The organism is Streptomyces sp. NPDC031479 (genome assembly GCF_055581065.1).
The window spans coordinates 507,963-533,610 of the sequence record NZ_JBVIKC010000001.1 but is presented as its reverse complement, the minus strand read 5'-3'; the positions used below and the strand labels follow the sequence as shown (position 1 = coordinate 533,610).

Here is a 25,648-nt window from a genome sequence, read left to right as displayed (position 1 = left end):
TTCTTGTCCTGCTCCAACGCGTCCAGGTCACCCGTGAACTGCGGAATCGTGCACGGATTGATCGGTACGTGATCCGTCACTTCTGCCCCGCCCCCGGAAGATCGATCTTCGGCTCCTTGAGCGCCTCGTTCTGGGCGTTCTGCGCCTGTTCGATGTTTCCGTGCACGTACGCCGTCGTGGCCTTGATCGCGCCGTTGAGCGAAGCCTCCGTGCGCGCGCTGATGTACGCGATACGGGTCGCGTGGGAGGCCATGAGCTCACCCAGCGCGCCCGCGATCGGGCCCATGCCGCCGCCCTCGCCCGCGGTGCTGCCGCCCTCGGTGACCGTGCCGGCGTGCTTGGCCGCCTCCGGCAGCTCCGTCTGGAGCGACTTGCCCGCCGTCTGGAAGCCCCCCGCAGCCGTGATCGTCTTGTTGACGACCCCCTGCACGCCGGACGGCTTGATGTCCCAGTCCATGACCTACCCCCGTGTCCCCGTATCCCCGTGATCCGTCGCGTCCTGCGTCAGCCGATGCCGTCCACCGCCGCCTTGGCCTTCTGCAGCGTGGCCTGCGCGGTCGAGTCGTTCTGCTCCAACGTGCTGCGCACGAGGCGGATGATGTCGCGCACCTCGTTGGCCGCCCGGTTCCAGCGGACTTCCTTGCCGTGGTACTCGTCCGAGACGCCGTCTGCGGTGAACTCGGACATCGCCGCCTTCACCGCCGCGTCACGGTCGCCGAGCACCCGCTCCAACTGGCCGATGATCCCGCCGAGTCCGCCCTGTACCTCCACGGAGGCGGCGATGTCGTACGAGGTGCGGTCCTGGTTCTGTCCCATGTCTGATCGGTCCCCCGGTCTCAGCGCGCGCCGAAGCGAGCGGCGTCGAAATTGGCGGAGCCCATGTTCTGGTGGGCATTGTCGCCCTGCTCCTGGTCACCGGTGGTGAAGGAGGTGTCCATGCCCTGCTGGCCGCCGATGATGGCGCGCAGCGAGCCGTTCAGCTCCGCGGTGATGGCGTCCGAGCGCCGCTTGAACGAGTCGAACGCGGACCGGCCGACGCCGTTGAACTTGCCCTCCAGCGGGTCCGCCGCCGCGATCAGCAGCTTGATCAGCGTGCCGAGGTCGTCACTGGAGCCACCCGTGGCCTTGCCCAGCTCGGACAGCGTGGTGCTGCCCATGTCGAACTTCATTCACCCACCCCTGACGTGTTGTGCCGTCACTTGCGTCCATACCTGTCTACCGAAGGGACGTTGCGAACACAAACACGGTTTCAGCTGGCCTGAACGTATGTCTGAAAATCGCCCCTCGGCTCGATCCCGCCCGTCCAACAGCCTTTGCCGCACGGGCTGTACGGAGACCGTCACATCAGGTCATCCAGCGGTCCGGCCGGGCCGCCGCCCGGGAGGTGCGGGAGCGGACCGCCTGAGCGTCCAGCAGGGCGGCGGCCTCCCCCGCGCCCCGCAGCCGGGCCGTGACCGTACCGTTCGCGCCGGTGTCCACATGCAGGTCGGCGACCCCCCACAGGCGCTCCCACGGGCCCTGGGAGAGGCGTACGCTCTGCACCTTCGCGTGCGGAACGACCTCCGTGCGCCGGCACAGCAGCCCGTGCCGGGCCGCGAACAGCTGCTCCGAAACGGCCAGGCCGTACCCCTTCCACCACACCGGCACCACCCACCGCGAGCCCGGACGCGGTGACGGGGCGAAGGCCAGGGCCACCGGGTCCGCGCCCGGCAGCACCCGGGCGATCACGGCGTGGGCGGCGGCCCGCGTCGCCACCGGCACCAGCACCCCGTTCTTCGAGCCCGCCACGGCCAGCTCCACCCGGACCCAGCCGCGCCGCCGCCACAGCAGCGGCTCCACGATCCGTACGGTCTGCACCCGCCCGGGCGGCACCGTCTCGTGCGCCCGGTCCAGCAGCCCGTGGTCCAGCCGCAGCCCGTCGGGGGACTCGGCGACCGTCCAGTCGTACTCCGCGAGAAAACGCCCCAGGCTGCCCTTCCACATCGCGCCCAGCAGCGGCAGCACGACGGCCAGCGACGCCCAGAGGTTGTCGCTGAGCCGCCACACCACCACCGGGGCGACCAGCCCGGCGGCCAGCGCGGCCCACACGCCGAGGCTGAGCAGCATGGAGACCACCAGGTCCCGGACCGACACCCGCAGCAGCTCCCGCTGCGGGGCCTCGCCGAGCCCCGCCGCCTCGGCCGGGGCGAAACCGGCCGCACGGGCGAGCAGCTCGGCGCGCAGCCGGGCGGCGTCGGGCTCGCTCAGGAAGGCCAGCTCGTCCTTCTCCTCGGCGCCGATCACGTCGATCCGGAGCTTGGCGACTCCGGCCACCCGGGCCAGCATCGGGCGGGTGACGTCCACCGCCTGGATGCGGTCGAGGCGGATGTGGGCGGCGCGGCGGAAGATCAGGCCGGTGCGGATGCGCAGCTCGGTGTCGGTGACGCGGTAGTGGGTGAACCACCAGCTGAGCAGGCCGTACGAGCCGAAGACGAGGAGCAGCCCGGCCAGCGCGAGCAGCCGCAGACCGAGGGGGAAGGAGCGGACCCACTCCTGGGCCCGCTCGCCCTGCTGGAGGACCAGCCCGACGGTGGCCGTGATCGGCACCCATGCCCGCCGCAGCGGGGTCAGCACGTGCAGCCGGCGCTCCGCACCCCCCGGACCGGCGGCCCCGGCAGGACCGGCGCCGGGCTGCCGCCCCGCAGGATCCCCCGGCCCCGCAGGATCCCCCGGGGCCGCCGGATCCCCCGGGGCCGGCCCCGACCCCGCCCCCGGCGCCGTCACAGCCCCGCCGATCGTGCCTCGCCCAGTGCCGTCAGCCGGTCCCGCAGCCGCTCCGCCTCCGCGGGCACCAGCCCCGGGATCCTGGCGTCCGACGCCGCGGCGGCCGTGTGCAGCTGTACGGAGGCCAGCCCGAAACGGCGCTCCAGCGGCCCGGAGGTGACCTCCACCAGCTGCATGCGCCCGTACGGGACCACCGTCTGCTCCCGCCACAGCACGCCCCGGCTGATCAGCAGGTCATCGGCCCGCTCGGCGTACCGCCAGGACCGCCAGTTCCGCCCGGTCATCACCCACCCCCAGACCAGGACCCCCGGCCAGACCACCGCGCACACCGCCCAGGCGGGCCCGGCCAGCAGCCCCAGCGGCACGGCGGTCGCCACCGTGAGCACCACGGTCCAGATCACCAGCAGCAGCCGCCGCAGCCCGAGGAGCCCGCCCGGCAGGCCCACCCACTCCGGCTCGGCCGTCTCGCCCTTCGTCCCCGTTCCCATTCCCCCACCCTAGGGCTGAGACAATGCGCCCATGACGGAGACCACGGTCGGCATCGGCGGTGCCGCGGAGAGCACCGACATGGTGCTCAACATCGGACCGCAGCACCCTTCCACCCACGGCGTGCTGCGCCTGCGGCTCGTCCTGGACGGCGAGCGCATCGTCAGCGCCGAACCGGTGGTCGGCTACATGCACCGCGGCGCGGAGAAGCTCTTCGAGGCCCGGGACTACCGCCAGATCGTGATGCTGGCCAACCGCCACGACTGGCTGTCGGCCTTCTCCAACGAGCTGGGCGTGGTCATGGCCGTCGAGCGGATGCTCGGCATGGAGGTCCCCGAGCGCGCGGTGTGGATGCGTACGCTCCTCGCCGAACTGAACCGGGTCCTGAACCACCTGATGTTCCTCGGCTCGTACCCCCTGGAACTGGGCGGGATCACCCCGATCTTCCACGCCTTCCGCGAGCGGGAGGAGCTCCAGGCGGTGATGGAGGAGATCTCCGGCGGCCGCATGCACTACATGTTCAACCGCGTCGGCGGCCTCAAGGAGGACCTGCCCGCCGGCTGGCTCGGCCGGGCCCGCGCGGCCATCGCCGACGTCCGGACCCGGATGGACGTCTACGACAAGCTCGTGCACGGCAACGAGATCTTTCGCGGCCGCACGCGCGGCGTCGGCGTCCTGTCCGCCGAGGCGGTCCACGCGTACGGGGTCTCCGGCCCCATCGCCCGCGCCTCCGGCGTCGACTTCGACCTGCGCCGCGACGAGCCGTACCTGGCGTACGGGGAGCTCCAGGACGTCCTCAAGGTCGTCACCCGCACCGAGGGCGACTGCCTGGCCCGCTTCGAGGTGCTCCTCGACCAGACGCACAACGCCCTCGACCTCGCCGTGGCCTGCCTGGACCGGATGGCGGAGCTGGCGCCCGGACCGATCAACCAGCGGCTGCCGAAGGTGCTGAAGGCGCCCGAGGGCAGCACGTACGCCTGGACCGAGAACCCGCTCGGCATCAACGGCTACTACCTGGTCTCGAAGGGCGAGAAGACCCCGTACCGGCTGAAGCTGCGCAGCGCCTCCTTCAACAACATCCAGGCCCTCGCCGTGCTGCTGCCGGGGCAGCTGGTCGCGGACATGGTCGCGATCCTGGGCTCGCTCTTCTTCGTCGTCGGGGATATTGACAAATAGCGGGAAAGCACCGGGGAGCCGGGGCCGGCCGCCACCTACGGTGGCGGAATGGTCACTGACACATTCGACGGCTACCTGCGCCGGCTCGGCGTCATCGATCCCGGGGCGCCCAGCATCGAAGGACTGTGCGCGCTCCAGCGCGCGCACCTGGAGCGCGTCTCCTACGACAACATCGAGATCCAGCTGGGCCGCCCGCCCGGCCTGGACCCCGAGGCGGCCGCCCGGCGCGTCGCCGCCGGACTCGGCGGCTACTGCTACCACCTCAACGGCGCCTTCGCGCAGCTCCTCGAAACCCTGGGCTACGACGTGACCCGGCACTCCGGCGGCGTGTACGGCGACGCCGCCTCGCGCGAGGTCAACGGCGAGCACCTCGCCCTGACCGTCCGCGTCGACGGGGAGGCGTACTGGGTGGACGTCGGCCTCGGCGACGGCCCGTACGAGCCGCTGCCGCTGCGCGAGGGCACGTACGAACAGGGCGGCTTCCGCTACGCGATGCGGCCGCTGGAGCCGCTGGAGGGCGAGGGGCCGGGCTGGAGCCTGCTCAGCTCCGACATGCACATGCCCCGGATGAACTTCCGCGCAGCCGCGGCGGCGACGGCGGACTTCCAGGCGAGGCACACCTGGATGTCCACCTCCGCGGACTCGCCCTTCGTACGGACCCTCGCGCTGTTCCGGCGGGACGCCAGGGGTGTGGACGTGCTGCGCGGGCGGGTGCTGAGGCGGATCGAGGCGGCGGAGGTGACGACCGAGCGGGAACTGGGCACGCCCGAGGAGTTCCACGAGGTCCTCTCCACGGTCTTCCGGCGCCCGGGCGACGACCTGACCCCCGCGGACCGGGCCGCCCTGTGGGAGCGGGTGGACCGCGCCCACACGGCGTGGCTGGCCTCCCGGACCGGCTGATCCGGGGACGGGCGGGCGGCCACCCGGGGGGAGCGGCTTCCCGGGCGGGCTGATCGCGGGGCGGGCCGATCGCGGGGCCGGCGAGCCTCCTCCCGGACGGGCCGGGCGTCCCGCTGTCGGCGCGGCAGGGCAGACTGGGGGCATGTCCCACTCCCCCCGGCGGGCCTGCCCCGCCTGCGGCCGCGACTGCGCCGTGACGGCCGGCCGGATCGCCCGCCACGATCCCCCGGCCGGCCGTGGGCGCGGCGACCTGGTGTCCTGCCCCGGCTCCCGGGCCCGGGTGGTGCTCGGCGCCTCGGCCCCGGCCCTGGACGGCTTCACCCTCGGGCCGCAGCCGGGCCAACTGCCGCTGTTCTGAGCCCGGCCCGGATTCGGGAGCCACCCGGCTGAGTATCCGTACGGATGCCCGCGCCGGCCGCCCGGCGGCACGATGGCGGGATGTTCCGGAAACCCTGGTACCACTCCGTCGACCTGCCGCAGCCCACCCCCGCCGCGCGGATCCGCGGCAACGCGGTGCTGGCCGCGCTGCTGTTCGTGCCCGCCCTGGTCCTGGCGAAGGTGCTGGTCCTGGCCACGGAGACCGGCGGCCGCTGCCTGGCGCAGGGAGGCTGCCCGCCGTTCCCCGGCACCGCGTTCCTGGTGCTGACCGCGGCCGCGGCGGTCGCGCTGGGCGATGCGCTGACCGGACCGCGGCGGATGCGGCGGGCCGCGCTGGGCGCCCAGCTGCTGCTGGAGGCGGTGGCGGTGGGGCTCGTCCCGGCGTATCCCTGACGGGTCCGCGCGCACGCCGTCCACAGGCTGTGGACGGTCCCGCGGCGGTTCCCGCTAGGAGATCGCCGTCCGCAGGCCGACCACGTCGATCGGCTCGGTCTCGTCGTGCGCGGTCAGGTCGATGACCTGGCCCAGCGCGCGCTGTTCGGGCGTGGCCGGCTTGAACTCCGGTCCCGCCGAGGAGCCTTCGGACTCCGCCTTGTGCACGGCGAGGGCCTCGGCGCCGACCACGTCGGCCAGGTCCTCGTTCTGCACGGACTCGATGGCGGCGCGGGCCTGGGCGGTGGTCTTGGTACCGAAGAAGTCGAAGCCGCCCTCGACGCGCGAGGCGGAGCGGCGCGGAGACGCGTACGGGGCCACCGTCGCCGCCGGGCGGCGCGCGGGGACCGCCGGCGCGGGAACGCCGCCCGCCGGGCGGGTGTGCCCGCCGGCGTCGGGGGCCGCGGCCGTACCCGCGGCGGGGCGCGCACCGGTGCCCGCGGCCGGAGCCGGTACCAGGGCCTTGGGCGCGGTGCCGGCGGCCTTCGCCTCCGCCTTGCGCAGCAGGGCGACCAGCGCCGCGTTGGCCCGCGCGTAACCGACGGGGGTGGGGGCTCCGCTGCCGGTGCGCTCCTCCGAGACCGCGGGCAGTTCCTTCGCCCCGGCCGCCGGTGCCCCGGCGGCCTCGATGGCGAGCAGCCGGCGCTTCTCCAGAGCGCTGGCGCGCTCGGTCTCGGCGGTCGCGTAGCGGCGCAGCAGCGCGGCGTGCTCGCCCCGCAGGCCCGCCAGTTCGACGCGCTTGGCCCGCAGCTTGGTGTCGAGCTTGGCGCGCAGGACGCGCGCCTCCTCCAGATCGGATTCGAGCTCGGCTATCCGCTCGTCCGTCTTCCACTCGTCCTTGACCCGCTCGCGGGCCAGCTCCGCGACCCGGCGGCCCGCCGCCCGGTCCCAGGTGCGCATGAGCGCGGCGCCACCGACGCCCGCGGCCGCCGCGAGCGCCACGAGCAGCCTCAGCGGCAGCGGTTCCGCGAGCAGCCAGGCCGCACCGGCGCTGGCCACGCCGACCCCGGCGACGGCGCACGGCGCGAGAAGACGGTGGAGGGGTTCGGGATTGCGGTGGCGTCCACGGGGCATGGCCTGAAATTTACAGGGCGTGGACCTCGCGCGGGATACCCGCCCGGCAATCTCTTACCGGGCGGTTACCCCACGATTTCCCCTCAATCCCGTAACTGCTGCGTGCAAGTCAAGCGCTCGGAACAACGTCTCGCCGCGGCCAGGGCGCCTCGGCCGCGTTCTGCACCCCTCCAGGGGGCTCCCGCAAGGGCAAGCGCGCCAAGTCCGTCCACGACCAGTCGTTCGGGATGTTCGCCCGCACCCTCGAAGCCAAATGCGCACGGTACGGGCGCACCTTCGCGAAGGTCTCCCGATGGTTCCCCAGCACGCAGCTGTGCTCCGCCTGCGGGTCGATCGAGGGGCCGAAGGGACTGGGCGGACTCAGGATCCGCAACTGGGTGTGCTCCTGCGGAGCAGCCCACGACCGGGACCGGAACGCTGAACGCAACCTGCGCCGTGAAGGACGGCGCATCGTGGACGAGGGACGCCCGGACACGTAAAACGCCTGTGGAGCCCGTAATAAGACCCGGCACGCCGGGCGATGGGTGATGAAGCAGGAACCACCTACGACCGCCGCTCGACAACGGCGGCCTGGTGGGAATCTCCTCCCTTCACGGGGGAGAGCGTCAATTCGTCAGAAGGCCCTTGGACTCCAGATAGGCCTTCGCGACGTCCGCCGGCTTCGCCCGCTCCGCGTCCACCTTCCGGTTCAGCTCGACGAGGTCGGCCGTGGTGAGCACCTTGGTGAGGTCGCCGAGGGCGTTGGCGACGTCCGGGGAGCCCGCGTCCTTGGCGTTGACGACCGGCAGGAGGTTGTCGGCGTTCTGGAGCTTCTTGTCGTCCTCCAGCAGGACCAGGCCGTAGCCGTCGAGCGTGGCGTCGGTGGTGGTGGTCAGCACCAGCTGGTCCGCCCCGTCCTTGACGGCCTGCTTGGCCTGCGGGGTGCCGACGCCCTTGGGGTCGATCCCGGAAACCTGGATTCCGTACGTCTTCTCCAACCCCGGTGCGCAGAAGGGACGTACGGAGCATTCGTCACCGGCCGCGAGCTTCACCTTCAGCCCGGACTTTCCGAGGTCGGAAAGGGTCTTGAGATTGTTCTTCTGGGCGAATTCCTTCGTCACGGCGAAGGCGTTCTGGTCGACGGCCTCGCCCGCCGGCAGGGCCTTGAGGCCGAGCGGGGCGGCGAGCTTCTCCAGCGCCGCCGCCGTGGCGCTCACGTCGCTGGAGGCGACGGGCTTGTCCTTGGGCGCGTCCTTGCCGTTGACCTTGGCGTTGAGGAACTCGGCGAGGGTGGCCGCGTACTCCGGGACCACGTCGATCTCGCCCTTCTCCAGGGAGGGTTCGTACAGCTCGCGGTTGCCGACCGTGGTGATGGAGGTGCCGTACCCCTCCTGCCGGAGCAGCTGCGCGTAGAGCTCGGCCAGGACGTTGGACTCGGTGAAGCCTGCCGCGCCGATCACCAGCTTGCCCTTGCCGCTCCCGGCGGGGGCGGCCGCGGAGGAGCCGCCGTCCTTGGTCTTCTCCAGGCTGTCGCCGCCACAGGCGGCCAGGGACACGGTCAGGGCCAGGACGCCCAGGGACGCGCCGAGGACACGCGTGGACTTGCTCATGGAGGTACTCCGTTTCGGGGTGGGGACGGGGGTCACGGGATCAGCGGGACGGCGTGCGCAGCAGCAGCCGGTCCACTGCCACCAGTACGCCCTCCACCAGCAGCGCCAGCAGGGCGACCAGCAGCGCCCCCGCCACGACCTGCGCGGTGTTGTACGTGTTGAAGCCGGCGGTGATGATCCGGCCGAGGCCGCCCTGGCCGACCATCGCGGCGATCGTGGCGGTGGCGACGACCTGCACGGCGCCGGAGCGCAGCCCGGTCATCACCAGGCCGCGCGCGAGCGGCAGCTCCACCCGCAGGAACAGCTGGACGCCCGACATGCCCATGCCCCGGGCGGCCTCGACCACCGAGCGGTCCACCCCGCGCATGCCCACGTAGGCGTTGGTCAGCAGCGGCGGCACGGCGAACAGCACGAGCGCGGCGACGGTCGGCAGGTAGCCGGCGTTGCGCAGCGGCGAGACCATGAACAGGGCCAGCACCGCGAAGACGGGGACGGCCCGCCCTACGTTGGAGACGTTGACGGCGAGGGCGCCGCCCTTGCCGAGGTGGCCGAGCCACAGCCCGACGGGCAGGGCCACCGCGCAGGCGATGGCCAGGGCGATCCCGCTGACGTACACGTGCTCAGCCAGCCGGTGCCAGACACCGCTCTCGCCCGACCAGTTGGCTCCGTCCGCCAGCCAGCCCCCGGCCTTGCCCAGCACGCCCACGGCCTCAGGCCCCCTTCACGGAACGGGCGGCCCTGGTCCACGGCGTCAGCAGTCGCTGCACCCCGAGCAGCAGCAGGTCGGCGACCAGCGCGAGCAGTACGCACAGCACGGAGGCGGTGAGCACCTGGGCCTTGAAGGAGCTGTTGACGGCGGGTGCGATCAGGTTGCCCAGCCCGCCCTTGCCGACGATGGAGCCGACGGTGGTCAGGGCCACGGTCGAGACGGTGGCGATCCGCACCCCGGCGAGCAGTGCGGGGAGCGCCAGCGGCAGTTCGACCTGCCACAGCAGCCGGGCGGGGCCGTAGCCCATCCCGCGCGCGGCCTCCCGCACGTCCTCGGGGACGGCTTCCAGGCCGGCCAGCACGTTGCGCACCAGGATGGTCAGCGAGTACAGCACCAGGCCGGTCACCACCAGGGCCGCCGAGAGCCCGAAGAGCGGCAGCAGCAGCGAGAACATGGCCAGCGAGGGGACCGTGTACAGGAGGGTGGTCAGCCCGAGCACGGGAGCCGCCCAGCGGCGGCCGCGGCGGGCCAGCAGCGCGAGCGGAACGGACACGGCGATGCCGATGAGCACCGAGACGCCCGTGATCCAGACGTGTTCGACGGTGGCGTCGGTGAGTTCCCCGGCGCGGGAGCCGACGTAGTCCCAGCAGATCCAGTCGTTGGCCACGAGGCAGCTCTGCCCGGTCATGCTCCTCACCCCCCGTCACCGCACGAACATCGTTTCGGATGTACCACCACGAGCGACCATAACCCCCGGCGCGGACGATGGCCGGATTCCTTCGCACACGGGCAACACGCCCTTCACACATCCCGGCTCCGGGTACGGGAGGATGGCCGGGTGATCCGATTCGAGCACGTGACCAAGCGCTACCCCGACGGGACGACGGCCGTCGAGGACCTGTCCTTCGAGGTCGCCGAGGGCGAACTGGTCACGCTGGTGGGCCCGTCCGGATGCGGCAAGACGACCACGATGAAGATGGTCAACCGGCTGATCGAGCCCACCTCGGGCCGGATCCTCCTCGACGGGGAGGACATCGCCGCCGCGGATCCCGTCGCGCTGCGCCGCCGGATCGGCTACGTCATCCAGCAGGTCGGGCTGTTCCCCCACAAGACGGTGCTGGAGAACACGGCGACCGTGCCCCGGCTGATCGGCACCCCGAAGGCGCGGGCCCGAGCGCGGGCGGCCGAGCTGCTCGAACTGGTGGGGCTGGATCCGGCCGTCTACGGGGGCCGCTACCCGGAGCAGCTGTCGGGCGGCCAGCGCCAGCGCGTCGGCGTGGCCCGCGCGCTGGCCGCGGATCCGCCGGTGCTGCTGATGGACGAGCCCTTCGGGGCGGTGGACCCGGTGGTCCGCGAGCGCCTCCAGAACGAGTTCCTGACCCTGCAGAAGACGGTCCGCAAGACGATCCTGCTGGTCACCCACGACCTGGAGGAGGCCGTCCGGCTCGGCGACCGGATCGCCGTCTACGGCCACGGCACCATCGAGCAGTTCGCCCGGCCCGCCGAGGTGCTCGCCGCGCCGGCCAACGGGTACGTCGCCTCCTTCGTCGGCGCGGACCGCGGTCTCAAGCGCCTCGCCGTCACCCACGTGGAGACGGCCGACCTGACCCCGGCGGACGGCCTGGCGCCCGCCTCGGCGGTGGCCCTGGGGGCCTCGCTGCGCGAGGCGTTGGCGGCCCTCCTCCAGGAGGACTCGGGGCGGATCGGGGTCACCGATCCGGACACGGGCGCGCTGGCCGGCGTACTGACCCCGGAGGGCGTCCACCGGGCGCTGCGCCGGGCCGACCTGCAAGGGGCGCGCGAGGCGTAGCGGCCTCGGGGGCCGGCACGGCCCGCCGGCCGCGCGGCCCGCGCGGCCGGCGGGCCGGAAAACGAACCGGAAAAACGAAAAGGGCCCGACCGGAGCCGGGCCCCGCACCTGTCCCCCCGGGATCAGGCCTGCATACGACCGCTCATCCACACCAGCATCGGCGGGATCTCGCGGCGCCACGTGTTGAAGTTGTGGCCACCGCTGTCGAGGATGATCGAGGAGACCCGGTCCGAGCCCTTGACCAGCTTGATGAACTTCTTGGTGTCGTGCAGGTTGTCCTCGCCCTTCTCGCTGGTGGTGACGAGGAAGGACGTACCGGTCGGCTGCTTCTTGTCCAGGCTGTACAGCACGTCCGCGCGCTTCTTCAGCTTGTCGTCCCCGTGGAACAGGTCACCGGTCGTCGCGTCGTCGGCGGCCTTGTAGTACGCGGACAGGCCCACGGCGGCGCCGAAGGTCTGCGGGTGGTGCGCGGCGATCTTCAGGGCGCAGTAGCCGCCCGTGGAGTTCCCGATGAAGCCCATGTTCTGCGGCTTCTTGCCGACCCGGAAGGTCCCCTGGATGGCCTGCGGCAGGTCCTGCGCGAAGAAGGTCTCGGTCTGCGGACCGCCCGGGATGTCCACGCACTCGGTGTCGCGCGGCGGCGCGATGGTCGGCCGGAGCATCACCAGGATCATCGGCTTCATCTTGCCCTGCTTGGCCTGCTTGAAGGCCGTCATGGGGTAGTTCAGCCCTTTGATCAGGTTCTCGGCGGTACCCGGGTAGCCCGTCAGGACGATCGACGCGGGGAAGTTCTGCTCCTTGTAGTGCGGCTGGAAGTACTCCGGCGGCAGCCACACGTAGCCGGGGCTCGTTATCTTCGACTTCTGCCCGGTTATGGCAACCTTCAGGATCTGACCACCGACCTGCGGCTTGCCCCCGCCGGGCACGTCGAGCTTCTGCTTGTCGATGACCTTGATGTCCTTGCTGCTCATCGAGTGGTCGACGACTTTGCCGATGGACGTCTCCTGACCGAACAGGTCGGCCCAGGAACCGTAGAAGAGGAACGACTTGTTGGCCGCGAGACCGACTGCGGAGAACAGTGCGAGCTGGGTCGCGAGCAGGAGGCCGATCCGGCCGGAGACCGAGCGCCAGGAGCGGCCGGAGAGCTTCGGCCAGAACCAGACCGTCACCCCGAACAGCAGCACACCGGCGATGATGGCCAGGACCAGAACCGTATTACTGGTGAGACCCATGAGCAGTCAGTCGACTTTCTGATGGCAGGACTAGATTTTTCCGACGGAAGAGTGAACCCGCTCCTCCTCGATGTCGTCCTAGTGGACGCACCACACACCGGAGGCTGTCGCGGCCTTCGGCCACATGATCTCTCGCGGAGCAACGGGAAGCGATGTCTAGCAGGATAGATGGCGATAAGTCCGGACAGGTTCCGAAGCGGGTCAGCCGAATCCTCCGAGGCCCACGACCGGAGGCCGTCCCCGGCCTCGTAGGCACATCCGTCATGATCGTCGGTCTGCTGGACATCGCCGCGGGCGTCTTCCCGCGGTTCCGTCACAGCCGGATCCACGCGGTCACCGAAGTACTGCCCGGTTCCGTGGGCCCCTTCGCCGCCGCGCTGGCCATCAGCGCCGGTGTCCTCATCCTGCTGCTCGCGCACGGCCTCAAGCGCCGCAAGCGCCGGGCCTGGCGGGCCGCCGTCATCCTGCTGCCCGCCGGCGCCGTGGCGCAGTTCGCGTACCGCCACTCCGTCATCGGCGTGGTCATCTCGGCGGTGCTCCTCGCGCTGCTGGTACGCCACCAGGGTGAATTCAAGGCCCTGCCGGACCCGCGCAGCCGCTGGAAGGCGCTCGCGAACTTCGTGCTGATGAGCGCCGGCTCCATCGGGCTCGGCCTGGTGATCGTCAACGTCCACCCGGGCAAGGTCGTCGGCCACCCGAGCCTGTACGAGCAGATCACCCACGTCGTCTACGGCCTCTTCGGCTTCGAGGGCCCCGTCGACTACGCCGGCCGGGTCTCCTGGACCGTCGGTTACTCCCTCGGCGCCCTCGGCATGCTGACCGCCGTCACCACGATCTACCTGGCCTTCCGCCCCGAGCACCCGGCCGCCCGGCTCACCGTCGACGACGAGGCGAAGCTGCGCGAGCTGCTCGCCAAGCACGGCGGCCGCGACTCCCTCGGCCACTTCGCGCTCCGCCGCGACAAGGCCGTCGTCTTCTCCCCCAGCGGCAAGGCGGCCGTCACCTACCGCGTCGTCTCCGGCGTGATGCTCGCCTCCGGCGACCCCATCGGCGACGTCGAGGCCTGGCCCGGCGCCATCGAGCGCTTCATGGAGGAGGCCAAGGCCCACTCCTGGACCCCCGCCGTCGTGGGCTGCAGCGAGACCGGCGGCGAGGTCTGGACCCGCGAGACCGGTCTGGACGCCCTGGAACTCGGTGACGAGGCGATCGTCGACGTCAAAGACTTCTCCCTCTCCGGACGCCCCATGCGCAACGTCCGCCAGATGGTGAAGCGCATCGAGCGCAACGGGTACACCACCCGGGTCCGCCGGGTCAGCGAGCTGACCGAGGAGGAGCTGGAGCGGGTACGGGGCGCCGCCGCCGCCTGGCGCGGCACCGACACCGAGCGCGGTTTCTCCATGGCGCTGGGCCGGGTCGGCGAGGAGGGCGACGGCGACTGCTTCATCGCCACCGCCCACCGCGTCGAGGAGGGCGACACCAGCCCGTTCGGCGACCTCAAGGCCGTCCTCCACTTCGTCCCGTGGGGCAAGGACGGCATGTCGCTGGAGCTGATGCGCCGCGACCGCGCCGCCGACCCCGGCATGAACGAGCTGCTCATCGTGGCCTCCCTGGAGGCGTCCCCGGCGCTCGGCATCGAGCAGGTCTCGCTGAACTTCGCGATGTTCCGCTCGGCACTGGCCCGTGGCGAGAAGATCGGCGCCGGCCCGGTGCTGCGCATGTGGCGCGGCCTGCTGGTCTTCCTGTCGCGCTGGTTCCAGATCGAGTCGCTGTACAAGTTCAACGCGAAGTTCCGCCCCCGCTGGGAGCCGCGCTTCATGGTCTACCGCCAGACCCGTGACCTGCCCCGCATCGGCTTCGCCGTGATGCAGGCCGAGGGCTTCGTGACGCTGGCCCTGCCGCGCCTGTTCGCGAGCCGCCGCGGCCCCAAGCCGGTCCGCACCTGTGCCCACGACCACGCGACGGTCCCGGCCCAGAAGGAACGCGAGATCCAGGCGGCCTGACCCGTCACAGGTGGGGCCGGCACTGCCACGAGCAGCGCCGGCCCCACCGCCATGTCACCCCTCGTTTCCGCCCCGGGGGAAGGGCGGCCAGGACAGGGCCGGGGGCACAGCCCCGGAAGGGGTCCGGGGGCGCAGCCCCGGGGAGCGGTGGGAGGGCGGGGCGGGGGCAGGTCGCGCAGGCCCACCCCCACCGCACCGCCCGGCCAGGGCAAGGGCCGGGGCCCTACCCTGGGACCATGAACACCAACCGCGGGCCCGCCTCCAGGGGCCTGGTGACAGGGCTGCCCGACTGGGACCGCTGCGGGGTCATGGGCGTCGTCAACGTCACCCCCGACTCCTTCTCCGACGGCGGCCGCTGGTTCGACACCACCGCCGCCGTCAAGCGCGGCCTCGACCTCGTCGCCCAGGGCGCCGACCTCGTCGACGTCGGCGGCGAGTCCACCCGCCCCGGCGCCTCCCGCGTCGACGCCGACGAGGAACTCCGCCGCGTCGTCCCCGTCGTCCGCGGACTGGCCTCCGAGGGCGTGACCGTCTCCGTCGACACCATGCGCGCGGCCGTCGCCGCCCAGGCCGTCGCGGCCGGCGCCGCCCTCGTCAACGACGTCAGCGGCGGCCTCGCCGACCCCGGCATGATCCCGGCGGTGGCCGCCGCCGAGGTGCCGTTCGTCGTCATGCACTGGCGCGGGTTCAGCGACGGCATGAACAGCCTCGCCGTCTACGAGGACGTCCTCGGCGAGGTCAGCGCCGAGCTCCGGACCCGCATCGACGCCGTCGTCGCCGGCGGCATCGCCCCCGAGCGGCTGGTCGTCGACCCCGGCCTCGGCTTCGCGAAGAACGCCGAGCACGACCTGGCCCTGGTCGCCCACCTCCGCGAACTGCGCGAGCTCGGCTTCCCGCTGCTGGTCGCCGCCTCGCGGAAGCGTTTCCTCGGCCGGGTCCTGGCGGGTGCCGCGGACGCCGCCCCGCCGCCCGCCCGCGAGCGGGACGCCGCCACCGCCGCCGTCTCGGCCATCGCCGCCCACCAGGGCGCCTGGGCCGTCCGGGTGCACGAGGTACGGGCGACCGCCGACGCGGTTCGGGTGGCCCGCGCCGTGGAAGGGGCACTGTGACCCACCGGAGGAACTGGGAAGGGGCACGGTGAGCCGTACCGACATCGAAGCCGTCGAAGAGGTCAACGCGACCTTCTACGAGGCCATGGAGCGGGGGGACTTCGACGCCCTGTCGGCGCTCTGGCTCGAAGACGAGATCTCCTGCGTGCACCCGGGATGGCCGGTGCTCTCCGGGCGGGGCGAGGTGCTGCGCTCGTACGCGCTGATCATGTCCCACACGGAGTACATCCAGTTCTTCCTCACCGACACCAAGGTGGCCCTCATAGGCGACACCGCCCTGGTCACGTGCACCGAGAACATCCTCAGCGGCGGCCCGTCCGGGGAGGCCGGGGAACTGGGTCCGCTGGTGGGTCAGCTGGTCGTCGCCACGAATGTGTTCCGACGCACACCGGAGGGCTGGCGGCTCTGGTCCCACCACGGTTCTCCGGTCCTCACGGACTCCGATGACGAGGAGGAAGAGGGCACCGACTGACCCCAACGGCGGGGGCGGAGGTTCGTCGCAGGTAAATTCGAAGGCGGACGACGCCGACCGCACTCGGCGTAGGCCCATGGCCCCGGGGAGCCCCGGGACCGGAAGCACCTACGAAAGCAGGAGTGATTCGCGTGGATCGTGTCGCACTGCGCGGCCTCAAGGCTCGCGGGCACCACGGCGTCTTCCCCCGGGAGCGCGAAGAGGGCCAGACCTTCATCGTCGACCTCGTGCTGCACATCGACTCCCGCCCCGCGGCGGCCGACGACGACCTGGCCAAGACCGTCCACTACGGGGTCGTGGCCGAGGAGGTCGTCGACGTGGTCCAGGGAGAGCCGGTCGACCTGATCGAGACCCTGGCCGAGCGGATCGCCCAGCAGTGCCTGAAGCACGAAGCGGTGGCACAGGTGGAGGTCGTCGTCCACAAGCCGGACGCACCCATCACCGTCCCCTTCGACGACGTGACCATCACGATCACCCGGAGCCGCGCATGAACAACGGACTGAACGCCCAGAGCGACCCCACCGTCCAGCCGGTACCCGCCTCCGTCGTCGAGGCGGTCGACGCGGCGGACACGACCCTGTCCAACCCCAAATGGGCGGTCGTCGCGCTCGGCTCGAACCTCGGCAACCGCCTGGACACCCTCCAGGGCGCCGTCGACGCCCTCGGCGACACCCCGGGCCTGCGGGTCAAGGCGGTCTCCCCGGTCTACGAGACCGAGCCGTGGGGCGTCGAGCCCGGCTCGCAGCCCTCGTACCTCAACGCCGTCATCGCGGTGAAGACCACCCTGCCGCCCTCCTCGCTCCTGGAGCGGGCCCACGCCATCGAGGAGGCCTACGACCGCGTCCGCGAGGAGCGCTGGGGGCCCCGCACGATCGACGTGGACATCGTGGCCTACGCCGACGTGGTCTCCGACGACCCCGTCCTCACGCTGCCGCACCCCCGCGCCCACCAGCGCGCCTTCGTGCTGGCCCCCTGGCACGACATCGACCCCGAGGCCCAGCTCCCCGGCCACGGCCCCGTGGCCGCCCTACTGGCCGAAATCGGCCGGACCGGCCTCACGCCGCGCCCCGACCTGGAACTCCGCCTCCCGGAGTAGTCGTTAGTAGCCTGTTCAGGGCCATGGGGGCCAGTCGCCGAGAGTGGGGAACGGGCAAGTGAAGCAACTGAGGCCGGCGGTCCTGGCGGGGATCTTCGTGATCGCCGGGGTGCTGTCCTGGGCGGGCGCACGGCTGTGGAACGCCTACGGGACCCTGCCGGGCGTCCCGCTGGCCGCGCCGATCGTGCTGGCGGTGATCGCCGTCGTCCTGTTCGCGACGGCCCTGTCGATGCGGGCCCGGCTCAAGGCGCAGCGCGAGCGGCGGCCGGGGGCCAAGGGCGTGGAGCCGCTGATGGCGGCCCGTGCGGTGGTCTTCGGCCAGGCCAGCGCCCTGGTCGCGGCTCTCGTGGCCGGCATGTACGGCGGGGTCGGCGTCTTCCTGCTGACCGACTCCCTCGACGTGCCCGCCCGCCGCGGCCAGGCCTGGTACGCGGGTGGCTGCGTCCTGGCGGGCGCGGCCGTGATCGCGGCCGCCCTCTTCCTGGAACACGTCCTGAAGCTCCCGGAGGATGACGACCCGGGCAAGGCCCCCGCCACCGCCTGAACGGCCGCTCAGTACGGCGTCAGCCGCTCCCGGAGCGGCGGCTCCAGCACGCCCAGGTCCTCCCACACGCAGAACTGCAGGTCGGCGAGGAATCCGTCGTACGCGAAGAGCATCGCTTCGCCGAGGTAGGACCCCTCCGCGTCCGTCAGGGAGCCCGACGCCACGGGCCCGCCGTCCGCCGGACGCGGAGCGGGCGCCGCCCGCTCCGCGTCCACGGACAGGTACACACAGGGGCAGGCGCACTCCCCCCGGTGCATCCGGGCGTACGGCACCTGCGCCCGGTACCCGCCCAGAAGGGTGCCGTCCGCCGGAAGCAGGAGTTCCAGACAGCGCCGTACGTCCTCGTCCAGCGGCTCCCAGCCGTGCCGGGCGGGCCCGGTCGGCACGGGACTCAGCGCGCCATGATGAGGCTCATGGCCTCGTTGCGGGTCGCGGGGTCGCGGAGCTGGCCGCGGACGGCCGAGGTGATGGTCTTGGCGCCGGGCTTGCGGACACCGCGCATGGTCATGCACATGTGCTCGCACTCGATGACCACGATGCAGCCGCGCGGGTCGAGGATCTCCATCAGGGAATCGGCGATCTGCGTGGTCAGCCGCTCCTGGACCTGGGGGCGGCGGGCGAAGACGTCGACCAGGCGGGCCAGCTTGGACAGGCCGGTGATCTTGCCGTCCGTGGACGGGATGTACCCCACGTGCGCCACTCCGTGGAACGGGACCAGATGGTGTTCGCACGAGCTCATGACCTCGATGTCCTTCACCAGGACCATCTCGTCGTGACCGAGGTCGAACGTCGTCGTCAGGACCTCTTCGGGCTTCTGGTACAGGCCGGCGAATATCTCCTTGTACGCCCGCGCAACCCGCGCCGGGGTCTCCAGGAGGCCCTCGCGGTCCGGGTCCTCGCCGACCGCTATCAGGAGCTCTCGGACGGCCGCCTCGGCGCGCTTCTCGTCGAACTCGCCGATCGTGCCCTCGCCACCGGTCAGGGTCACTGGGTCGGTCATCTCATCCTCGTTCCTGTCCGCACACGCGGGGGTCGTACAAATGTGCCGCGCCCCCCAGGCTAGAACCTGGGGGGCGCGGCTTCCATTCCGGGTGGGTCAGGCTTCGGGGCGGTCCTCCGGGGCCACCTCGATGCCCTTCTCCGTCGACACCGGCGACGCGGCGGACGCCGAGGTGCCGTTGGCGGAGTTCGTCAGCTGGAGCTCCTTGGGAGAGAGCACCGGCGGACGGGTGGAAGGAGTGCGGCGGGAGGAGCCGGTCCACGCGGGACGGGCCGGACGCTTCACGATCGTGGAGAAGATCTCGGCGATCTGCTCCTTGTTCAGCGTCTCCTTCTCCAGCAGCGCGAGGACCAGGTTGTCCAGGACGTCCCGGTTCTCGACCAGGATCTCCCAGGCCTCGTTGTGCGCGGTCTCGATGAGCTTCTTGACCTCTTCGTCGACCAGCGCCGCGACCTCTTCCGAGTAGTCCCGCGGGTGCGACATCTCGCGGCCCAGGAACGGCTCGGTGTTGTCGCCGCCGAACTTGATCGCACCGAGACGCTCGGTCATGCCGTACTGCGTGACCATGGCCCGCGCCGTGGCGGTGGCCTTCTCGATGTCGTTCGCCGCGCCCGTGGTCGGGTCGTGGAAGACCAGCTCCTCGGCCGCGCGCCCGCCCAGCATGTACGCCAGCTGGTCGAGCATCTCGTTGCGCGTGGTCGAGTACTTGTCCTCGTCGGGCAGGACCATGGTGTAACCCAGGGCCCGGCCGCGGGACAGGATCGTGATCTTGTGGACCGGGTCGGAGTTCGGGGAGGCCGCCGCGACCAGGGCGTGTCCGCCCTCGTGGTACGCGGTGATCTTCTTTTCCTTGTCCGACATGATCCGGGTCCGCTTCTGCGGGCCCGCCACGACGCGGTCGATCGCCTCGTCCAGCATGTGGTTGTCGATCAGCTTCATGTCCGAGCGGGCGGTCAGCAGGGCCGCCTCGTTCAGGACGTTGGAGAGATCGGCACCGGTGAAGCCGGGGGTGCGGCGGGCGACGGCCGAGAGGTCGACGTCCGGAGCGACCGGCTTGCCCTTCTGGTGGACCTTGAGGATCTCCAGACGGCCCTGCATGTCGGGCCGGTCGACCGCGATCTGCCGGTCGAAGCGGCCCGGGCGCAGCAGCGCCGGGTCGAGGATGTCGGGCCGGTTCGTGGCGGCGATCAGGATGACGCCGCCCTTCACGTCGAAGCCGTCCATCTCGACGAGCAGCTGGTTGAGGGTCTGCTCGCGCTCGTCGTGACCGCCGCCGAGACCCGCACCGCGGTGCCGGCCGACGGCGTCGATCTCGTCGACGAAGACGATCGCCGGCGCGTTGGCCTTGGCCTGTTCGAACAGGTCACGGACACGCGAGGCACCGACACCGACGAACATCTCGACGAAGTCGGAACCGGAGATCGAGTAGAACGGGACGCCCGCCTCGCCCGCGACGGCACGCGCGAGCAGGGTCTTGCCGGTGCCGGGCGGGCCGTAGAGCAGCACGCCCTTGGGGATCTTGGCGCCGACCGCCTGGAACTTCGCCGGCTCCTGGAGGAACTCCTTGATCTCGTGGAGTTCCTCGACGGCCTCGTCCGAGCCCGCGACGTCCGCGAACGTCGTCTTCGGGGTGTCCTTGGTGATGAGCTTGGCCTTGGACTTCCCGAAGTTCATGACCCGGGAGCCGCCGCCCTGCATCTGGTTCATCAGGAACAGGAAGACGACGACGATGAGGACGAAGGGCAGGAGCGAGAGCAGCACGCTCAGGAACGGGCTGGTCTTGTCCGGGGTGACGGAGTATCCGTCAGGGATCTGACCGGCTTCGTACTTGGTCTGGAGGTTCTGGGCGAGCTGAACGCCCTGATCCCCGATGTAGTTGGCCTGGAACTTGGTGCCGTCGTTGTTGCCGAGCTTCTGGCCCTTTTTCAGCTCGATCTTGATCATCTGGCTGTCACCGGTGGTCAGCTTGGCGCTTTCCACCTGGCCACTGTTGATCGCCTTGATGACCTCGCTGGTCTCCACCGACTTGTAGCCGCCGCCGGAGCCGACGACGTTCATCAACACGACCACGGCGAGGACGGCCAGCACGATCCACATGACCGGCCCACGGAAGTATCGCTTCACGTCCATCCATACGGGGCGCCAGGCACCCCGTCCCTCCTGCCCGTAGGTAAATGCAGCTGTGAGTAAAGACTGTTCTTCGGAATGTACCCCTGTATTGTCACCCGCGGCCTCGTGGGACGGCTGACAGACCCGCTCTCCCTCGCTCAACGCAGGGAACCGCCCCCAGGTTCCCCCGGGGGCTCAAGCGGCGGGGACGGCCGACGTTACCGCCGGCCGGGGGGTTCAGCCGCCGTAGACGTGCGGGGCGAGCGTGCCGACGAACGGCAGGTTGCGGTACTTCTCCGCGTAGTCGAGGCCGTAGCCCACGACGAACTCGTTCGGGATGTCGAAGCCGACCCACTTCACGTCGATCGCGACCTTCGCGGCCTCGGGCTTGCGCAGCAGCGTGACGACCTCCAGGGAGGCCGGCTGGCGGGAGCCCAGGTTCGACAGCAGCCAGGACAGGGTCAGGCCCGAGTCGATGATGTCCTCGACGATCAGGACGTGCTTGTCCTTGATGTCGGTGTCCAGGTCCTTGAGGATCCGGACGACGCCCGAGGACTGGGTCCCGGCGCCGTAGGAGGACACCGCCATCCAGTCCATGGTGAGCGGGGTGGACAAGGCGCGCGCCAGGTCCGCCATCACCATCACGGCGCCCTTGAGCACACCGACGATGAGCAGGTCCTTGCCCGCGTACTCCGCGTCGATCTTCGCGGCCAGCTCGGCCAGCTTCGCGTCGATCTCTTCCTTGGTGATGAGCACCGACTGGAGGTCGCTGCCCATGTCCTTCTCGTCCACCCGCATCACTTTCGTTGTCGGCCGGGGCTCCGGGGAGTGCCCCCGGAGGACTCAGCCGTGTTTCAGCACCAATCAGCCCTGCCGGATGACAAGTCTGCCACCCTGCCGCTGGGCCTCGACGCGGCCGGGCAGATTGATGGCGCCCTGGCCCCGCCATCCGGTGATGAGGCGGTCGACTTCCTCGATGTGGCGGGCGAAGAGGGAACCCGCGGGGGATCCGGCCGCGACCACGGCCCTGCGCAGCACCCGGCGGCGGACGGCCGGGGGCAGGGCGTACAGCTTGGCGCACTCCAGGCGCCCGTCCTCGTCGCGCACTCCGGCCTCCGCGTCGGCGGCCCAGGCGTCGAGGGCGTCGGCGTCGTCCCGGGAGAGCTGGGCGGTGCGCGCGAGCGCTTCGACGACCCCCTTGCCGAGCGCCTTCTCCAGGGCGGGCAGGCCCTCGTGGCGCAGCCGGGAGCGGGTGTAGGCGGGGTCGATGTTGTGCGGGTCGTCCCAGACGGGGAGGGACTGGACCATGCACGCCTTGCGGGCGGTCTGCCGGTCGATCTGCAGGAAGGGGCGGCGGTAGCGGTGGGCGCGGCCGGGGCCTCCGGACACTTCGGCCATGCCGGAGAGCGAGCGGATGCCGGAGCCGCGGGCGAGGCCCAGCAGGACGGTTTCCGCCTGGTCGTCCCGCGTGTGGCCGAGCAGCACGGCGGCGGCGCCCAGCCGGTCGGCGGCTTCGTCGAGGGCGGCGTAGCGGGCGTCGCGGGCCGCGGCCTCGGGTCCGCCGTCGCGGCCGACGCGCACGGCGACGGACTCCACCGGGTCGAGGCGGAGCGCGGTCATGCGGGTGACGACCTCCGCGGCGCGCAGGTCGGAGCCGGCCTGGAGGCCGTGGTCGACGGTGATGCCGCCGGCCCGGATGCCGAGCTTGGGTGCCTCGAAGGCGAGGGCGGAGGCGAGCGCCATGGAGTCGGCGCCGCCGGAGCAGGCGACGAGGACCAGTGGCGGGGTGCCGGCGGCGGGGCGGGGGCTCCCGCCGGCCGGGGTGCCGGGGAGGCGGGTGAGGTCGGTGAGGTCGGTGAGGACGTCGTGGAGTACGCGGCGGACCGCCAGGCGTATCGCCGCGACCGCAGGATGGGGACCCATGTCCGGTGCCCTTCGTGGAGTTCGGATGCTCGGAGGGTGAGGGTGTCGCGCGGGGGGAGCCGTTCGTCACTCAGAGTGCGTTGATGGTGACAGAACCGAGCCGTTCCCCGAGCATCGCACGCCCTTCCACGGCCCACGGTCCCTCGGAAGGGTGACGCTGCTTCCCCCAGTGAGACATGTTTACGCCCCCCGCGTCACCTTTCTTCGCTCCCCGCACTCCCCCTGCCGTGGACGCGCGCCACCCAGTCCGCGGGCCGGGCGATCTCCGCCTTGGTGGGCAGGGTGTTCGGTGAGGTCCAGACGCGGTTGAAGCCGTCCATGCCGACCTGGCCGACGACGGCGCGTACGAAGCGCTCGCCGTCGCGGTACTGGCGGAGCTTGGCGTCGAGGCCCAGCAGCTTGCGCAGGGCGGCGTCGAGGCGGCCCGCGCCGGCGGCGCGGCGCTGCTGGAACTTCTCCCGGATCTCGGCGACGGAGGGGACGACGTCGGGGCCGACCCCGTCCATCACGAAGTCGGCGTGTCCCTCCAGCAGGGACATCACGGCGGTGAGGCGGCGGAGGACCTCGCGCTGCTCGGGGGTCTGGACGAGCTCGACGAGCGAGCGGCCCTCGTCCCCGCCCTCCCCCTCGGGACGGGCGCCGGAGAAGGACTGGGCGGCCTCGCGGAGCCGTTCCAGGATGGTGGACGGGTCCATCTCGGTGGCACCGAGGAACGTCTGGATTTCGCCCTCCAGGTGGGCGCGCAGCCACGGCACGGCGGTGAACTGGGTACGGTGCGTCTCCTCGTGCAGGCAGACCCAGAGCCGGAAGTCGTGCGGGGCCACCTCCAGCTCGCGCTCCACGTGCACGATGTTGGGCGCCACCAGGAGCAGCCGGCCGCCCGTGGGGCCGGCGCCGGGCAGTTCGGGCGCGCCGGGGGCGAAGGTCTCGTACTGGCCGAGCACGCGGGAGGCCAGGAAGCTCAGCAGCACCCCCAGCTCGACGCCGGTGACCTTGCCGCCGACCGCGCCGAGGACGGCGCCGCCGGGGGCGCCGGCGCGGCGGTCCTGCATCTTGCCGAGCAGCGGGCCCAGCAGTTCGCGGAAGCCGGCGACGTTGGCCTTGACCCAGCCGGCCCGGTCGACGACGAGGACGGGGGTGTCGGGGAAGGTGACGCCTTCGGGCATCATCCGGGTGAACGCGCGCACGTGCTCCTCGGAGGTCCGGGCGTGCCGGCGGAGTTCCGCCACCACGGCCCGCGCCTCGTCGCGGCTGACGTCGGGACCCGGCCGCACGAGCCGGGTCGCGGTCGCCACCGCGAGGTTCCAGTCGACCATCTCGGCACCACCGATGCTCGTCATGCGTCAACCGTACGTGGACCGGCGCCCGTAGGGATCCCCCTACGAGGTGGTGGCGACGGCGGCCGCGAGCTTGTCCAGGCCCTTCTCGGCGGCGGAGCCGTCCGCGGCGCCCGCCGTCAGGAAGGCGAAGGCGAGCAGCCGCCCGGAGGGGTCGACGACGGTCCCGGCGAGGGAGTTGACCCCGGTGAGGGTGCCGGTCTTGGCGCGGAGCAGGCCGGCGGCCGGGGAGGTGCCGGCGTTGCGGGCGCGCAGGGTGCCGGTGAAGCCGGCGACGGGCAGCCCGGTGAGGACCGGCCGCAGCTCGGGGTGGCGGGGGTCGGCGGCGGCGGCGAGGAGGCCCGTCAGGAGGCGGGTGGTGACCTTGTCGGCCCGGTTCAGGCCGCTGCCGTCGGCGAAGCGGGAGCCCGTGACGTCGACGCCGAGGGAGGCGAGCTTGTCGGAGACGGCCTTCTCGGCGCCCTCGAAGCCGGGGTCCTGGCCGGTGGCGAGGGCGGTCTGGCGGGCGAGGGCCTCGGCGATGTCGTTGTCGCTGTTGGTCAGCATCCGCTCGACGAGTCCGGCCAGCGGGGTGGACAGGGTGGTGGCCATCGGCTGGGCCCCGGTGGGGGGCTTGCCGCGGGCGGGGTCGCCGTTCACCGTGATGCCGCGGTCGCGCAGCAGGGCGGCGAAGGCGCGGGCGGTGTCCTTGGAGGGGTCCTCGGAGCGGGTGACGGGTCCGGAGGTGGAGTCGTCGGGCCGGCCCTCGTCGGCCGTCAGGGCGGTGACGGGGGCGATGTTGTCGTTGCGGCCGATCGGGTGGCCGACGGGGCCGCTGTAGAGCGAGTCGTCGTAGGAGAGGGTGACGGTGGCGGTGCCGGCGGCCTTGAGGGCCTGGGCGGTGTCGGCGGCGAGGGCGACGAGGCTGCCGCCGGATCCGGCGGGGCTCTTCTTCTTGGCGGTGAGGGAGGGGTCGCCGCCGCCGACCAGGACGATCTGGCCGGGGCCCGCTCCGGGCGTCACGGTGGTCCGGATCCGGTGTTCGGGGCCGAGGGCGGCCAGCGCCGCGCTCGCGGTGGCGATCTTGACGGTGGAGGCGGGCGTCATGGCCTCGCCGGAGCCGGACTCGAAGAGCACCCGTCCGGTGGCCGTGTCGACGACGCTGGCGCCCCGGACGGTCCCGAGGGCGGGGTCGGCGAGCAGGGGCGTGAGCACCCCGGCGAGCGCGTCGGGCGCCGCGCCCACGGCGTTCGCGGGGCGCGGTCCGATGCCCGCGAGCACCCCGGGCGCGCTCGGCGCGGCCTGCGGCAGGCCTCCGGCCGCGTGATCTGTGCCACCCAGGTGGATCCAGGAGGCGGCCCTGTCCCGCTCGGCCTTACGCTGGCCGGAGTCCCAGGGACCGGTGGTGGCCACCGCCGCCGCCGCGAGGGCGAGGCCCGCCACGGCCGACCCCGCGGTGAGCTGCCACGTCTTGACCAATGGCACCTCGGACCAGCCCCTTTCGCGATCACACATATGCGTGAGGGACAC

At 71.9% G+C, this 25,648-nt stretch carries 29 protein-coding genes; 12 read left to right on the top strand and 17 right to left on the bottom strand.

Features of this window, described 5'->3' with window-relative positions; all coding sequences use genetic code 11:
• Positions 1–76: 76 nt before the first annotated feature.
• The 5 genes from ACZ5D2_RS02590 to ACZ5D2_RS02570 form a co-directional block, all read right to left on the bottom strand.
• Complete coding sequence (locus ACZ5D2_RS02590) at positions 77–457, bottom strand: DUF6507 family protein (protein ID WP_266839868.1); 381 nt, start codon at positions 455–457, stop codon at positions 77–79.
• A 47-nt stretch (positions 458–504) separates the two neighbouring features.
• Positions 505–816 (bottom strand): pore-forming ESAT-6 family protein, encoded by a 312-nt coding sequence (locus ACZ5D2_RS02585; RefSeq protein ID WP_266839869.1) that lies wholly within the window; start codon positions 814–816, stop codon positions 505–507.
• Between the two features lie 20 nt (positions 817–836).
• Positions 837–1,169, bottom strand: coding sequence for a hypothetical protein (locus ACZ5D2_RS02580; RefSeq protein WP_356218809.1), 333 nt, complete (start codon positions 1,167–1,169; stop codon positions 837–839).
• 175 nt (positions 1,170–1,344) lie between these two features.
• Positions 1,345–2,763: a PH domain-containing protein gene (locus tag ACZ5D2_RS02575; RefSeq protein WP_468926671.1), complete on the bottom strand. Its 1,419-nt coding sequence runs from the start codon at positions 2,761–2,763 to the stop codon at positions 1,345–1,347.
• Entirely contained in the window at positions 2,760–3,251 is a 492-nt protein-coding gene (locus ACZ5D2_RS02570) for a PH domain-containing protein (protein WP_371677978.1), read from the bottom strand. Before ACZ5D2_RS02570 ends, ACZ5D2_RS02575 begins: the two co-directional genes overlap by 4 nt.
• A gap of 31 nt (positions 3,252–3,282) precedes the next feature.
• Here ACZ5D2_RS02570 and ACZ5D2_RS02565 point away from each other — a divergent pair, with 31 nt between their 5' ends.
• The 4 genes from ACZ5D2_RS02565 (at position 3,283) to ACZ5D2_RS02550 (ending at position 6,096) form a co-directional block, all read left to right on the top strand.
• Positions 3,283–4,425 (top strand): NADH-quinone oxidoreductase subunit D, encoded by a 1,143-nt coding sequence (locus tag ACZ5D2_RS02565; protein ID WP_371677977.1) that lies wholly within the window; start codon positions 3,283–3,285, stop codon positions 4,423–4,425.
• A 48-nt stretch (positions 4,426–4,473) separates the two neighbouring features.
• Complete coding sequence (locus ACZ5D2_RS02560; protein WP_371677976.1) at positions 4,474–5,325, top strand: arylamine N-acetyltransferase family protein; 852 nt, start codon at positions 4,474–4,476, stop codon at positions 5,323–5,325.
• Between the two features lie 142 nt (positions 5,326–5,467).
• Positions 5,468–5,683: a hypothetical protein gene (locus ACZ5D2_RS02555; RefSeq protein ID WP_266839876.1), complete on the top strand. Its 216-nt coding sequence runs from the start codon at positions 5,468–5,470 to the stop codon at positions 5,681–5,683.
• 80 nt (positions 5,684–5,763) lie between these two features.
• A complete protein-coding gene (locus ACZ5D2_RS02550; protein WP_468926664.1) occupies positions 5,764–6,096 on the top strand; it encodes a hypothetical protein in 333 nt (110 codons plus the stop codon).
• Positions 6,097–6,150: 54 nt separating this feature from the next.
• Here the strand turns inward: ACZ5D2_RS02550 and ACZ5D2_RS02545 are convergent, their stop codons facing one another.
• Positions 6,151–7,209, bottom strand: a complete 1,059-nt coding sequence (locus ACZ5D2_RS02545; protein ID WP_371677974.1) for a hypothetical protein — start codon at positions 7,207–7,209, stop codon at positions 6,151–6,153.
• Between the two features lie 227 nt (positions 7,210–7,436).
• Here ACZ5D2_RS02545 and ACZ5D2_RS02540 point away from each other — a divergent pair, with 227 nt between their 5' ends.
• On the top strand, positions 7,437–7,688 hold the full coding sequence (locus ACZ5D2_RS02540; protein WP_371677972.1) for a zinc ribbon domain-containing protein: 252 nt from the start codon (positions 7,437–7,439) through the stop codon (positions 7,686–7,688).
• 126 nt (positions 7,689–7,814) lie between these two features.
• On the opposite strand, the gene ACZ5D2_RS02535 is transcribed toward ACZ5D2_RS02540, so the two are convergent.
• From ACZ5D2_RS02535 to ACZ5D2_RS02525, 3 genes are read right to left on the bottom strand one after another with little or no spacing between them, the layout of a single operon-like run.
• The gene (locus ACZ5D2_RS02535) at positions 7,815–8,798 is read right to left on the bottom strand and encodes an ABC transporter substrate-binding protein (protein WP_371677971.1); all 984 of its coding nucleotides are present in this window, start codon (positions 8,796–8,798) and stop codon (positions 7,815–7,817) included.
• Between the two features lie 40 nt (positions 8,799–8,838).
• On the bottom strand, positions 8,839–9,504 hold the full coding sequence (locus ACZ5D2_RS02530) for an ABC transporter permease (protein ID WP_468926659.1): 666 nt from the start codon (positions 9,502–9,504) through the stop codon (positions 8,839–8,841).
• A gap of 4 nt (positions 9,505–9,508) precedes the next feature.
• The gene (locus tag ACZ5D2_RS02525) at positions 9,509–10,195 is read right to left on the bottom strand and encodes an ABC transporter permease (RefSeq protein ID WP_371677969.1); all 687 of its coding nucleotides are present in this window, start codon (positions 10,193–10,195) and stop codon (positions 9,509–9,511) included.
• A 150-nt stretch (positions 10,196–10,345) separates the two neighbouring features.
• Here ACZ5D2_RS02525 and ACZ5D2_RS02520 point away from each other — a divergent pair, with 150 nt between their 5' ends.
• Positions 10,346–11,317: an ABC transporter ATP-binding protein gene (locus ACZ5D2_RS02520; protein ID WP_371677968.1), complete on the top strand. Its 972-nt coding sequence runs from the start codon at positions 10,346–10,348 to the stop codon at positions 11,315–11,317.
• Between the two features lie 122 nt (positions 11,318–11,439).
• Here ACZ5D2_RS02520 and ACZ5D2_RS02515 read toward each other — a convergent pair whose 3' ends face one another.
• Positions 11,440–12,549, bottom strand: coding sequence for an alpha/beta hydrolase (locus ACZ5D2_RS02515; protein WP_371677967.1), 1,110 nt, complete (start codon positions 12,547–12,549; stop codon positions 11,440–11,442).
• A 152-nt stretch (positions 12,550–12,701) separates the two neighbouring features.
• Here ACZ5D2_RS02515 and ACZ5D2_RS02510 point away from each other — a divergent pair, with 152 nt between their 5' ends.
• From ACZ5D2_RS02510 to ACZ5D2_RS02485, 6 genes are all read left to right on the top strand, one after another.
• Positions 12,702–14,549, top strand: coding sequence for a phosphatidylglycerol lysyltransferase domain-containing protein (locus ACZ5D2_RS02510; RefSeq protein WP_371677966.1), 1,848 nt, complete (start codon positions 12,702–12,704; stop codon positions 14,547–14,549).
• A gap of 236 nt (positions 14,550–14,785) precedes the next feature.
• Positions 14,786–15,658 (top strand): dihydropteroate synthase, encoded by an 873-nt coding sequence (folP, locus tag ACZ5D2_RS02505; RefSeq protein ID WP_371677965.1) that lies wholly within the window; start codon positions 14,786–14,788, stop codon positions 15,656–15,658.
• Between the two features lie 28 nt (positions 15,659–15,686).
• Complete coding sequence (locus ACZ5D2_RS02500) at positions 15,687–16,130, top strand: nuclear transport factor 2 family protein (protein WP_266839888.1); 444 nt, start codon at positions 15,687–15,689, stop codon at positions 16,128–16,130.
• A gap of 131 nt (positions 16,131–16,261) precedes the next feature.
• Complete coding sequence (gene folB, locus ACZ5D2_RS02495; RefSeq protein ID WP_371677964.1) at positions 16,262–16,621, top strand: dihydroneopterin aldolase; 360 nt, start codon at positions 16,262–16,264, stop codon at positions 16,619–16,621.
• Positions 16,618–17,226 carry a 2-amino-4-hydroxy-6-hydroxymethyldihydropteridine diphosphokinase gene (gene folK / locus ACZ5D2_RS02490; protein WP_371677963.1) on the top strand — a complete coding sequence of 203 codons (609 nt, stop codon included), beginning with the start codon at positions 16,618–16,620 and terminating at the stop codon, positions 17,224–17,226. The genes folB and folK overlap by 4 nt, the downstream gene beginning before the upstream one ends.
• A gap of 58 nt (positions 17,227–17,284) precedes the next feature.
• Positions 17,285–17,770 (top strand): DUF3180 domain-containing protein, encoded by a 486-nt coding sequence (locus tag ACZ5D2_RS02485; protein ID WP_371677962.1) that lies wholly within the window; start codon positions 17,285–17,287, stop codon positions 17,768–17,770.
• Between the two features lie 8 nt (positions 17,771–17,778).
• On the opposite strand, the gene ACZ5D2_RS02480 is transcribed toward ACZ5D2_RS02485, so the two are convergent.
• The 7 genes from ACZ5D2_RS02480 to dacB form a co-directional block, all read right to left on the bottom strand.
• Positions 17,779–18,156 carry a hypothetical protein gene (locus ACZ5D2_RS02480; RefSeq protein ID WP_371677961.1) on the bottom strand — a complete coding sequence of 126 codons (378 nt, stop codon included), beginning with the start codon at positions 18,154–18,156 and terminating at the stop codon, positions 17,779–17,781.
• Positions 18,157–18,161: 5 nt separating this feature from the next.
• Positions 18,162–18,770 (bottom strand): GTP cyclohydrolase I FolE, encoded by a 609-nt coding sequence (gene folE, locus ACZ5D2_RS02475; protein ID WP_007264872.1) that lies wholly within the window; start codon positions 18,768–18,770, stop codon positions 18,162–18,164.
• Positions 18,771–18,866: 96 nt separating this feature from the next.
• The gene (ftsH, locus tag ACZ5D2_RS02470; RefSeq protein ID WP_356218862.1) at positions 18,867–20,900 is read right to left on the bottom strand and encodes an ATP-dependent zinc metalloprotease FtsH; all 2,034 of its coding nucleotides are present in this window, start codon (positions 20,898–20,900) and stop codon (positions 18,867–18,869) included.
• A 216-nt stretch (positions 20,901–21,116) separates the two neighbouring features.
• Positions 21,117–21,677, bottom strand: a complete 561-nt coding sequence (hpt, locus tag ACZ5D2_RS02465) for a hypoxanthine phosphoribosyltransferase (protein ID WP_030228417.1) — start codon at positions 21,675–21,677, stop codon at positions 21,117–21,119.
• A gap of 66 nt (positions 21,678–21,743) precedes the next feature.
• The gene (gene tilS / locus ACZ5D2_RS02460) at positions 21,744–22,802 is read right to left on the bottom strand and encodes a tRNA lysidine(34) synthetase TilS (RefSeq protein WP_371677960.1); all 1,059 of its coding nucleotides are present in this window, start codon (positions 22,800–22,802) and stop codon (positions 21,744–21,746) included.
• Positions 22,803–22,996: 194 nt separating this feature from the next.
• Entirely contained in the window at positions 22,997–24,142 is a 1,146-nt protein-coding gene (locus tag ACZ5D2_RS02455; protein ID WP_371677959.1) for a zinc-dependent metalloprotease, read from the bottom strand.
• A 39-nt stretch (positions 24,143–24,181) separates the two neighbouring features.
• Positions 24,182–25,603 carry a D-alanyl-D-alanine carboxypeptidase/D-alanyl-D-alanine endopeptidase gene (gene dacB / locus ACZ5D2_RS02450; RefSeq protein ID WP_371677958.1) on the bottom strand — a complete coding sequence of 474 codons (1,422 nt, stop codon included), beginning with the start codon at positions 25,601–25,603 and terminating at the stop codon, positions 24,182–24,184.
• Positions 25,604–25,648 lie beyond the last annotated feature (45 nt).